The following is an 11907-nucleotide window of genomic DNA, read 5'->3' as shown; positions in this document are numbered from 1 at the left end:
GCCCTTCGTTATCAGAGGATGACGAAGGGCTGTGACAAATTAACAACGATTATTTTTCAATATCGACGTTTTCAAAGTGGTGTTTGCCGAGTGGATCGACAACATAGCCCTTCACTTCTTTACGTACTGGTTCAAATACTGTTGAATGCGCAATGATTAAGGCAGGAGCTTGTTCATTCATAACAACCTGTGCTTGTTTGTAGAGGTCAACACGTTTGTTATGATCCGCAGTCATACGAGCAGGTTGGATCAGGTCTTCAAAACCTTGATAACACCATTTCGAATAGTTAGAACCTTGTTCTTTTGCCGCGCAGCTAAACAGCGTTGCAAAGAAGTTATCTGGGTCACCATTATCACCGGTCCATCCCATCATCACCGTTTGTGGCTCACCATCTTTGGCGCGTTTGAGGTATTCGCCCCACTCATAGCTCACAACTTTCGATTTAACACCAATTTTTGCCCAGTCTGCTTGGATCATTTCAGCCATACGGCGCGCATTTGGGTTGTATGGACGTTGTACAGGCATTGCCCACAGATCAATCTCAAATCCATTAGGGAAACCTGCTTCAGCTAACAGTGCTTTCGCTTTTTCAGGATTATATTCATAATCCTTCACATCATCGTTGTAACTCCACATCGTTGGTGGAATTAAGTTTTTCGCTTTTTGGCCAGCGCCTTGGTAAACCGCATCAATGATGGCATCTTTATTAACCGCCATTGACAAAGCTTGGCGAACTTTTTGGTTATCTAATGGTTTCTTCTCAACGTTGAAAGAGAGATAACCCACGTTCAAACCTGGCTGTTCCATTAGCGTGATATTTTTGTCTTGCTTCATGCGCTCTAGGTCAGCCGGATTTGGATACGGCATCACTTGACATTCATTTTTTTGTAACTTCGCGTAACGGACAGAAGCGTCAGGTGTAATGGAGAAGACTAAACGATCGATTTTCGGTTTATTGCCCCAATACTCTTTGTTCGCTTTGTAAAGGATACGAGAGTCTTTCTGATACTGTTGTAACTGGAATGGACCTGTACCGATCGGGTTCAAGTCAACTTTTTGTGGTGTACCTGCTGCCAGCATTTGATCTGCATATTCAGCAGAAAGAATCGATGCGAAATCCATTGCCATATCGGCAAGGAATGGCGATTCAGGACGAGTCAATGTAATACGAACGGTATTGTCGTCGACTTTCTCAACTTTATCGATGATCTTATCCATATCCATTCCCATAAAGTATTCATAGCTACCGCCAGAAATTTTATGGTATGGATGATTTGGATCTTTTTGGCGCATAAAGGAATAAATCACATCATCCGCATTGAAATCACGACTCGGTTTAAAGTCCTTACTGGAATGCCATTTAACGCCTTTACGTAAGTGGAAAGTATAAACTTTACCATCTTCACTGACTTCCCAGCTCTCTGCTAATCCAGGCTCAATCTCTGTCGTGCCCAGTTTAAACTCAACAAGCCGATTATATAATGGAATTGAGCTAGCATCGTATGTTGTACCTGAAGTGAATAGCTGTGGATTAAAACCTTCAGGGGATCCTTCTGAACAATAGACCAATGTTTTTGCTTGCACAGAGGCAGAAACTGCAAGTGCTGAAAGTGTAAGCCCTACTGCCAATAAACCTGTCTTTTTGATTGAGAGCGCCATCTGTATGCTCCTGTGGTGTTCATGTGTTATTTGCTTAATGCCCTACCCATCATAGGAATGACAGATAAGGAATCTGTATTTTTTAGTTATTCATAGTGCAATTAATCAACTGTCACCCACTTCGTCAATAGTATGTCTCACTCCCTTCTCTACTAACTTATAACATTTTAGAAACATATATGGCGTGTTATTAGTCTATTGTATAGATGCTTAACCAATAACGCAGAAGTAATAACCACAAAAACAGTATAGAATAGCTTTTTATCACGTGGTGATTTATTTTTATATTTGTGATTAAGTGCTGAATTACTGAACGAAAATAGTGTAACTTCTTAGAGAGTGCGGCATAAAGTTCTGAAGCATTATCGGCTAATAATCTGCTTAGCTTATTATTGTTTTGCTTATTTTTTATTCACATAAAAATGAGCGCGCCATGATAATTTAACAATTTATTCATCAGTTAATAACTTCAAAAAATGAATACCCCTCTTGATTCTATTCTTCCTACCTATTTTCATCTATTTAAGTCATGAGCTAATAATCAAAACTGACTTTAACCCCAAAGTTCACGTCATTAACCTTTAGCGCATCGGGATACCAAAGTGGAGCCTCAATAAAGAGCTTATAATCCATCCTTGCAAACCGCCCTTTTAGCCCTATCTCTGTACCGATTAAATGGTTTTCTTGCCACAAATTGGCTCGATCTGTTGACCCCGTTGCATAATCTAGCGCGCCATACAACTCAACGCCAAACCATGGTGAAAACCACCCCCATTCATTTTTGAATTTGAATGTATTATCCCCTCCATTTTCAATGCCTAAGCTATTTGTAAACCCTCGAATACCCAAATTTCCTGAAAGGCTATTCAGTTCAAGTAACGGATCAAGTTTTGAATGGCTGAGTTGAACTTCAAGTTCATGCCGGTGATACATGGATTGCCCCATTAAATTGAATATGCGCTGATAGTCTATTGATAATAAGTAGATTCGGGCCTGTTCTAGACCAGTGATTTGTGCTCGTGTGGAACCAAACCAATCAACATCTTGTTTAACGCTAAATGAAAATACCGCATTACCTTGTACAAAATCACGCTTATGGCTGAGACCCAGTAAGAGATAACTGCTAAAACGTCGCTGAGTTTCTAAACGATACTGTTCTAAGAAAATATCAAGTGTTTGAATTTGAGTGCCTATACTCGCGGAGGTGGACCCCGTCCGTGTTCGATGAAGAAGGTACTCTGCTTGTAATGACAGCAAACGACTTCTCGAATCATAACGGATTTCCATTGCTTCGTTAGATTGTAGATATTGGTTCATGCTGTTTTCTTGATAACCCACATATAAGGTCCATAACCAATAGTGGTAGGGCACAGAATATAAGATAGACGCTGACTTTAATGTCTTCTCTGCGCGACTTCCTATATCGCTGTCTACGCGGCCAAAAAAGAAATCATTGAGTAACAGTGGATTGGCAAGCATAACGACGTTGCTAATTCTATGTTTTGGCAACTGCTGCGATGCTTTCGACTCTAATAATAATCTCCCTTTAAAAGCCCTTATCGCCTGACGTTGAATAACTAATTGATTCAAATTATTGTTTTGGTTATCTGAAATAATATGAATTTGATGTCGAATCAATTGGGTATTATGAAGATTAGCAAGCCCTTGGTTGATGGGGTGAAGATGAATCACTTCCCCTTTTTGCAAAGGGAATGCAGAAAATAACGAATGGCTCTCATGACCCGTTTCTTGATGCACGATACTGCCGAGTTTTCCCGGCACCAATTCAACGCGTAATACCCCCAATAACAACGCTTGTTTTGGGTAATGAATATAGGATGTGATATAACCCAGTTCCGTTAATTGTGCATTCAAAAAATCGGCATATAACAGTAACGCTTCATCATTCACACATTGCCCTTCTACCCTTCTTTTCCATTGGCTCAAGCGTTTCTGTGTAATTAATGGAAATGGCGATAATGCCGAGAAATGAACTTGGTGGATTGCCACACAGGCCATTACAGGTTGCTGCATAACAGATCGAACGGTTGGAGTCTGTTTAAGCAAATGCTGTGCTGACATAGAATACTTATCAGCATAACAAGATGTGCACCTCAACAACACAAACAGCCCAATAAGCAGTATAGGTATCTCTTTCATTGACAGTATCCTTGTCATAAAAATTCCGTATAGAGGTCATCTACGACTAGCTACTGCATAGCGCATGACGATTGCGCCAACTAATGGTTAAGCAGACAGAGTACATCACTATAAGAACAGATTATGAGCAAGAAAGACAACAAAGTTACTCCGAAAGATTGCGGTGAACCCATCGATGTAAAATAGCAAGGTTATTGCGATAATTTGTATTATCACGAGAGGACAGTTCGAAAAACGCATATGCGTCTATAAAGCAAAAAACCCCACCTCATTTGAGGTGGGGTTTTGGAATCTGGTCGGCGAGAGAGGATTCGAACCTCCGACCCACTGGTCCCAAACCAGTTGCGCTACCAAGCTGCGCTACTCGCCGAAAACGGTGTGAATCATACTGTTGCGAGCTCTCGCCGTCAACCCATTTTTCACTAAATTTGTTTGCATGATGATAAAACCATCAACTTGATGTGGTTTTTTAATCAATCCACCAATTTAGAGAGTCATAAGCGCTCACAAGTCTAACTTAATGAGCGCTTATCCGCATTGATGTGGTGATATGAACCATGCCTACCACCAACTCGTAACCACTTATTGCAGTAAAGAAATATCGGCTACTTTCAGGAACAGCTCACGCAATTGGCTCAGTAGAGTCAGACGGTTAATACGTACAGCCTCATCTTCGTCCATCACCATGACATCGACAAAGAATGCATCAACAACTTCACGTAGTGATGCTAACTCAACCAATGCATCTTGATAGTTACGCTCAGCGAACATTGGCTCTAGTTTTTCTTGTAATACAACAAGATGAGTAGCCAACTTCACTTCCTGTGGTGCTTTGAGCACAGATGCCAACACTTTATCAGCCAGTTTTTCATTCGACTTGCTCAAAATGTTAGACACACGTTTATTCGCTGCGGCCAATGCTTCCGCATCTTCTAATGTACGGAAGTGAGTTACCGCTTTTACTCGCGCATCAAAATCTGCTGGTGAGGTTGGGCGACGTGCCAACACAGCTTGAATAGTGTCAATGCTGTAGCCAAGCTCTTGATACCAAGAACGGAAGCGACCAAGCATAAATTCAACAACGTCATTAACCACATTCTTGTTCGTGAGCTTATCACCGTAAAGACGTACTGCTTCTTCTGTCATTTCAACCAGATCAAGCTGATAGCCTTTTTCTACGATAATACGCAAAACACCGAGTGTGGCACGACGTAATGCGAATGGATCTTTATCACCTTTCGGATGCTGCCCAATGCCGAAAATACCCGCTAAGGTATCCATTTTCTCTGCTAAGGCGAGTGCCGCAGAAACATCGGTAGAAGGGAGTTCATCACCGGCAAAGCGTGGTTGATATTGTTCTTTCAGCGCTAATGCGACATCTTCTGACTCACCATCGTGACGTGCATAATGCATACCCATTACGCCTTGAGTATCTGTAAACTCAAACACCATGTTAGTCATAAGGTCACATTTCGCCAATAAACCAGCACGTGTTGCATGATTGACATCAGCGCCAATCTTAGCAGCAATCCAACCGGATAATGCTTCTAAGCGCTCGGTTTTATCACGTAATGTCCCTAACTGTTGTTGGAACAGCACGGTCTCTAAACGCGGTAAGTTATCTTCAAGACGTTGTTTACGGTCGGTTTTAAAGAAGAACTCAGCATCTGCCAAACGAGGACGCACAACTTTCTCATTACCTGAAATAATTTGTTGTGGATCTGAAGACTCGATATTTGCCACGAAAATGAAATTCGGCATTAATTTGCCTTCATTATCATAAACAGGGAAATATTTTTGGTCCCCTTTCATGGTATACACCAATGCTTCAGCAGGTACTTCTAAGAATTTTTCTTCAAATTTTGCGGTCAGTACAACTGGCCATTCAACCAATGAAGCAACTTCTTCTAATAAACTGTCTGTTAAATCCGCTTTACCCCCTAAAGCAAGTGCCGCTTTTTCAGCATCCGCTTTAATAACCGCTTTACGCTCCGCGTAGTCCGCAATAACCTTACCGCGCTCACGCAAGATCTCAGGATATTGGTCAGCACTGTCAATGGTAAACTCCGCTTCACCCATAAAACGGTGACCACGGATTGTACGACCACTTTTGATCCCCAGCACTTCCCCTTCAACAACATCGCTACCTAGCAATAATGTGACGGTATGAACAGGGCGAACAAAATGGGTTTCTTTATCCCCCCAACGCATCAGTTTAGGAATAGGTAATTTAGCCAAAGAGCGAGCCACCATATCCACTAATAATTCGCTCACGGCAACGCCTTTGACTTGAGCACGATAAAGGAGCCACTCGCCTTTATCTGTTTTTAAACGCTCAGCTTGGTCAACGGTAATACCACAACCACGCGCCCAACCTTCAGCGGCTTTAGTTGGCTGACCTGCTGCATCGAAAGCCGCAGAAATCGCTGGACCACGCTTTTCAACTTCACGGTCAGGTGAAGCATTGGCCAGATCTGCAACCTTTAACGCTAAACGGCGAGGAGCTGCAAACCAGCTAATCTCACCGTGTGCAATATCTGCACTATCCAATTCTGTCGTAAAGTTTGCCGCAAATGATTCAGCTAATGAACGAAGAGCCTTCGGCGGTAACTCTTCTGTGCCGATTTCCACTAGGAAAGTCTGTTGAGTCATGACAGCCTCTTAATTCTTGTGACACATAGGGAATCCGAGCGCCTCGCGAGAAGCATAATAAGCTTCGGCGACCCCTTTTGTCAGGGTACGGATACGTAAAATATAACGTTGACGCTCTGTCACTGAGATTGCTTTACGTGCATCCAGTAAGTTGAACGTATGAGCCGCTTTTAGAATGCGCTCATAAGCAGGAAGCGGTAGTGGCGTTTCCAATGACAGAAGGTGCTGAGCTTCTTTTTCATACTCTTCAAAGCATTTGAAAAGAAAGTCCACGTTGGCATATTCAAAGTTATAAGTTGACTGTTCAACTTCATTCTGGTGATAGATATCACCATAGGTTGTTTTGCCTAGCGGGCCATCACACCAAACGAGATCATAAACACTATCAACCCCTTGAATGTACATGGCAAGGCGTTCAAGACCATAAGTAATTTCGCCCGTAACAGGCTTACACTCGAGACCGCCAACTTGTTGGAAGTAAGTAAATTGCGTGACTTCCATCCCGTTTAGCCACACTTCCCAACCAAGGCCCCATGCACCTAATGTTGGGTTTTCCCAGTTATCTTCAACAAACCGAATATCATGAACTGTTGGGTCAATTCCTAACTCTTTCAAAGAGCCGAGATAAAGCTCTTGAATATTGTCAGGCGACGGTTTGATGATCACCTGAAATTGATAGTAATGCTGAAGACGGTTTGGGTTTTCGCCATAACGGCCATCGGTTGGACGACGGGAAGGCTGAACATAAGCCGCTGCAATTGGCTCAGGCCCTAACGCGCGTAAGCACGTCATTGGATGAGATGTTCCGGCGCCGACTTCCATGTCCAATGGTTGAACAATGGTACAGCCTTGACGCGCCCAGTAATCCTGTAGTGTCAGGATAAGACCTTGGAAGGTTTTGGTATCAAACTTTTGCATGTTAGATCCGCACGCGATACATATGATTTAAATGAAAGTATGTCAGTATACCCTTTGACCGCCAGATATACAGCACTGAATCTACGTCTATTTAGCCTATAAATAAAAAAACTTTACTTTCTCTCTTTAAAACTGGATATTTATCCAGTATAAATGAGCAACATTCTGCCCTAAACCGCTAGCCAATCCCCAAAAGGAGATCGTATGGATTCATCACTAACTCGCTGCCGATGGGTCAATCAAGACCCTGAATATATTGCATACCACGATAATGAATGGGGAAAGCCAACGAAAGATAATCTACAGTTATTTGAAATGATCTGCTTAGAAGGCCAGCAAGCAGGGCTGTCTTGGTACACTATATTAAAAAAACGCCAAGGTTACCGAGAATTATTTTATCAATTTGATCCCAGCCGAATTGCCATCATGAATGAAGAAGATGTTGAGCGTTTAATGCAAGATACTCGCATTATTCGTAACCGCGCCAAAATTAATGCGATCATTGCTAATGCTAAAGCCTACTTACAAATGATGGAAAATGGAGAAGACTTTTCCACTTTCCTCTGGCAATTCGTCAACAATACCCCCATTGTCAACCAGTGGCAGTGCCATTCTCAAGTTCCCGCCGAAACAGAACTTTCAAAAACACTCTCGAAGGCGCTTAAAAAACGAGGCTTTAAGTTTGTTGGCGCGATTACTTGCTATGCCTTTATGCAAGCGACTGGCATGATTAATGACCATTTAGTGGGATGCCATCAATATAAATAAATTAGAACTAAGCGGCGCTAGCTTCTTCATCAAAAGCAATATTCACTATACTTTAACTAATTTTAACATATATTAAACTTATAAATAATAAATACTTGGTTCTTTATCTGGAAGAGTGGTCACTTTCAGCTGTTGAACTCTCTTGTCGAGCGGAGTATGTTTTAAATTCCATTAACAAACTACTTAACATATGTGAATAAATGAGATGATATTTTCTAAATTCGGTAATAAGTTCGCTCAGAATTCAGGGATTTCAACCTTAATGAAAGACTTGAACGACGGTCTGAGAACCCCAGGTGCAATTATGCTCGGTGGCGGTAATCCTGCGCATATTCCAGAAATGGATGAGTATTTCCAAACTTTATTGTCAGAAATGTGTGCTAACGGCAAATTAACTGAAACTTTGTGCAATTATGATGGTCCACAAGGTAAAGATGCCATGTTGAAAGCGCTAGCAGCAACTCTAAAAGCGAAACTCGGCTGGAATATTAGTGCAAAAAATATCGCGCTATCCAATGGTAGCCAAAGTGCGTTTTTCTATCTATTTAACTTGCTTGCTGGTCGTTTTGAAGATGGTATCACGCGTAAGGTCCTATTTCCGCTAGCACCAGAGTATGTGGGTTATGCTGACTCTGGTTTAGATGATGATTTGTTTGTCGCAAATAAGCCTCAGATTGAATATTTACCCAATGGTCAATTTAAGTATCGCGTTGATTTCAATACATTGGAAATCACGGATGATATTGGTGTCATTTGCGTCTCTCGTCCAACAAACCCAACGGGTAACGTGATCACCGACGAAGAAGTTGAACATCTTGATCAATTAGCCAAACAACACAATATCCCCTTATTGATTGATAATGCATACGGCGTACCTTTCCCTGGCATTATCTTCAGTGAAGCAACCCCTTTTTGGAATGACAATGTCATTCTCTGTATGAGCCTATCAAAACTTGGCTTACCGGGAACACGTTGTGGGATCATTATCGCTAATGAAGAAATCATCAACGCTGTCAGTAATATGAATGGCATTATTAGTTTAGCACCAGGTGGTGTTGGACCAGCGCTAGCGTTAGAAATGCTGCAACGTGATGAGCTGATTTCTCTATCTAAAAATGTTATTGGTCCTTTTTACCAACAACGTGTCAAAGACGTGATTCAAATCATTCGTCGTTACATACCTGAAGATAGGTGTTTGATTCATAAACCTGAAGGCGCTATTTTCTTGTGGCTTTGGTTTAAAGACCTACCGATTACAAGTTTAGAGCTCTATCAGCGACTGAAAAAACGCGGTGTTTTGATGGTTCCAGGCCATTACTTCTTCCCTGGGCTTGAGGAAAACTGGCCTCATGCTCACCAATGTATGCGTATGAACTATGTACCTGAGCCGGAGAAAATTGAGAAGGGTATCGCTATTTTGGCTGAAGAATTAGAACTAGCTTATCAAACAGTTGAGTGCTAATACGCAAAAGTTAAATAAAAAAATAGCCCTTTTATTGAAGATAAAAGGGCTGAAAAAATTAGCGAGAACTCCGTAATCAAGTATTACATTACGAATATCATTCAACGATATTAAAGCACCTTTTGAATAAGTTCATTGCTTGAATAAGCACCATTTTTACCTCTATATACTCTCATACCCTATTTCTTCACAATCAGACTTAAGATTTTAAATAGTTCGTTATGTCACATCGCCCAAAATAAAATCGCCAGTAATTGCGGGGAAATGATACGTAAAAACATCGCTAAGGGATAAACTGTCGCATAAGAAAGTGCGGGCGCTCCACTTGTTGGATGAATATTATTCGCAAATGCTAGCGCTGGTGGATCCGTCATTGAACCCGCTAGCACACCACACAGACTGAGATAGTTCATTTTGCCAAAAATTCGAGCCACAAGACCGGTAATAAATAAAGGTACAAAAGTAATCAACAAGCCATAGCCAATCCATGTCAATCCGTCACCTTTAACTAAAGTGTCAATAAAGCCACCACCGGAATTCAGCCCCACAACGGCAAGGAACATCACGATACCAAGCTCACGCAATGCAAGGTTCGCACTTGGAGGCATAAACCAATATAAACGCCCTATTGTCCCAATACGCCCTAAAATCAGTGCGATAACTAATGGGCCTCCTGCTAAACCAAGTTTTAATGCCGCGGGAAACCCCGGTATAAAGAGCGGTATTGACCCCAAGACCACACCAAGGCCGATCCCGATGAATACAGGCAGCATTTGTACTTGCTGTAATTTATGTTTTGCATTACCGAGTAGAGCACTAACCGCCTCGATAGATTCAGGACGCCCGACTATATTGAGGATGTCACCAAACTGGAGAATCGTATTGTTATTAGCCACAAGCTCAACACCAGCGCGGTTCAATCGTGTTACCACGACATCATATTTCTGTTTTAAATTAAGGTCGCGTAGGCGTTTGCTGAGTACTGCATCATTTGTTACAACCACCCGCACTGAGTGCAAGACGGAACTTGATGTCGATAAGGAAGCATCAACTTCTTCCCCTAAGATTAAACGTACTTTATTCAGATCTTCTTTCTGCCCAACAACATGCAGTAAATCGCCTAACTGAATTTCTGTTGTGGGTTGAGGCACCATCAGCATTTCACCTCTTTTCAGCCTTGAACAAACAATCTCTTCACTTCCCAATAGCGGGATATCTTGCATCATGAGACCATCAAGGTTGGTGTTGCGAACAGCGATATTCATTGTTTGTAACGTTTCTCGTTGATGCATATTTTGATTGCTAAACGCAGACGCTTCTTTATCAACAGCAATCCTAAAAATGATACGTATCAACCACATCACAAGTAAAATACCGCAGATCCCCATAGGGTATGCCATCGCATATCCCATTCCCATTTGTCCGACTAAAGCAGGATCTGAACCTAAGTCAGTCAATATTTGCTGACCCGCACCTAATGAAGGCGTGTTCGTTACCGCACCTGAAAAAATACCTAAAATAATCGGTAAAGGGATATCGGCTAATTGGTAAATAATCGCCGTCACCACAGCCCCCAGAACAACGATTAATAAGGCAAAACCATTCAGTTTTAATCCCGATACGCGTAGTGATGAGAAGAATCCAGGCCCAACCTGAATCCCAATTGTGTAAACGAATAGAATCAATCCAAATTCTTGGATGAAATGCAGCATGTGGGCATTTAGTTGTAAATCATAGCTTTGCGCAAAATGACCCACAATAATACCGCCAAATAATACCCCTCCTATACCAAGCCCAACATTACGGATTTTCCAATTACCTATCCATAAACCTAATGCAGCCGCTAACGCCAACAAACTCACAGTAAGAGCTAATTCACTCATAGACCGCTATCCTTTTGACGAACCGTCACTTACAAAACGTAACTTGAAAGGTGGTAAAACATACAACTGAATCGATTATGTCAAATAAAAACAAAGTAATATGTGCATTAGCCCACAGTTCAAAAGGAATTACATTTTGTTCAGGACACCTTTGATCAGCAATTCACTTAGTTAGGAAATAGTGACTTATATTTGTTAACTTTTCTTACAAATGAGGATATTGGTTTAAATCTTTATCTACACTTATAATACAAAAATAACGATTTGTATTATGCTCTGATTGTTAATTTTGCATTTTTAGCTATTATTGACTCAGGAAACAATAATAAATTTAAAGGGTAGGTTAAATAAATTATATGGCTGGGTTATTACTAACGAGAATATTGATCTGTACTCCTCTTCTT

General features: G+C 41.4%; 7 protein-coding genes and 1 tRNA gene. 2 read left to right on the top strand and 6 right to left on the bottom strand.

The window, feature by feature from the left end; translation table 11 throughout:
- Positions 1–49: 49 nt before the first annotated feature.
- From dppA to glyQ, 5 genes are all read right to left on the bottom strand, one after another.
- Entirely contained in the window at positions 50–1660 is a 1611-nt protein-coding gene (dppA, locus tag P2E05_RS01325) for a dipeptide ABC transporter periplasmic-binding protein DppA (RefSeq protein ID WP_154624364.1), read from the bottom strand.
- Positions 1661–2194: 534 nt separating this feature from the next.
- Positions 2195–3820, bottom strand: coding sequence for a ShlB/FhaC/HecB family hemolysin secretion/activation protein (locus P2E05_RS01320; protein ID WP_272657831.1), 1626 nt, complete (start codon positions 3818–3820; stop codon positions 2195–2197).
- A gap of 293 nt (positions 3821–4113) precedes the next feature.
- A tRNA-Pro gene (locus P2E05_RS01315) sits at positions 4114–4190 on the bottom strand.
- A 212-nt stretch (positions 4191–4402) separates the two neighbouring features.
- Positions 4403–6472 (bottom strand): glycine--tRNA ligase subunit beta, encoded by a 2070-nt coding sequence (gene glyS / locus P2E05_RS01310; RefSeq protein WP_272657830.1) that lies wholly within the window; start codon positions 6470–6472, stop codon positions 4403–4405.
- A gap of 9 nt (positions 6473–6481) precedes the next feature.
- Positions 6482–7390, bottom strand: a complete 909-nt coding sequence (glyQ, locus tag P2E05_RS01305) for a glycine--tRNA ligase subunit alpha (RefSeq protein ID WP_154624361.1) — start codon at positions 7388–7390, stop codon at positions 6482–6484.
- Between the two features lie 204 nt (positions 7391–7594).
- Between glyQ and P2E05_RS01300 the strand changes: the two genes are divergently transcribed.
- Positions 7595–8158 carry a DNA-3-methyladenine glycosylase I gene (locus P2E05_RS01300; protein WP_154624360.1) on the top strand — a complete coding sequence of 188 codons (564 nt, stop codon included), beginning with the start codon at positions 7595–7597 and terminating at the stop codon, positions 8156–8158.
- A 205-nt stretch (positions 8159–8363) separates the two neighbouring features.
- Positions 8364–9620, top strand: coding sequence for a valine--pyruvate transaminase (locus P2E05_RS01295; protein WP_154622815.1), 1257 nt, complete (start codon positions 8364–8366; stop codon positions 9618–9620).
- Between the two features lie 224 nt (positions 9621–9844).
- Here P2E05_RS01295 and P2E05_RS01290 read toward each other — a convergent pair whose 3' ends face one another.
- The gene (locus P2E05_RS01290) at positions 9845–11503 is read right to left on the bottom strand and encodes a putative transporter (protein WP_163860540.1); all 1659 of its coding nucleotides are present in this window, start codon (positions 11501–11503) and stop codon (positions 9845–9847) included.
- Between the last annotated feature and the right edge of the window lie 404 nt (positions 11504–11907).

Source organism: Providencia stuartii (assembly GCF_029277985.1).
Classification (GTDB): domain Bacteria; phylum Pseudomonadota; class Gammaproteobacteria; order Enterobacterales; family Enterobacteriaceae; genus Providencia; species Providencia zhejiangensis.
The sequence above is the reverse complement of the archived record's forward strand: the minus strand, read 5'-3'. Positions and strand labels throughout refer to the sequence as shown.

Bases quoted from the DNA above. Each gene is read 5' to 3' on its own strand.
- dppA (WP_154624364.1), bottom strand. From the start codon at position 1,660: ATGGCGCTCTCAATCAAAAAGACAGGTTTATTGGCAGTAGGGCTTACA.
- P2E05_RS01320 (WP_272657831.1), bottom strand. From the start codon at position 3,820: ATGAAAGAGATACCTATACTGCTTATTGGGCTGTTTGTGTTGTTGAGG.
- glyS (WP_272657830.1), bottom strand. From the start codon at position 6,472: ATGACTCAACAGACTTTCCTAGTGGAAATCGGCACAGAAGAGTTACCG.
- glyQ (WP_154624361.1), bottom strand. From the start codon at position 7,390: ATGCAAAAGTTTGATACCAAAACCTTCCAAGGTCTTATCCTGACACTA.
- P2E05_RS01300 (WP_154624360.1), top strand. From the start codon at position 7,595: ATGGATTCATCACTAACTCGCTGCCGATGGGTCAATCAAGACCCTGAA.
- P2E05_RS01295 (WP_154622815.1), top strand. From the start codon at position 8,364: ATGATATTTTCTAAATTCGGTAATAAGTTCGCTCAGAATTCAGGGATT.
- P2E05_RS01290 (WP_163860540.1), bottom strand. From the start codon at position 11,503: ATGAGTGAATTAGCTCTTACTGTGAGTTTGTTGGCGTTAGCGGCTGCA.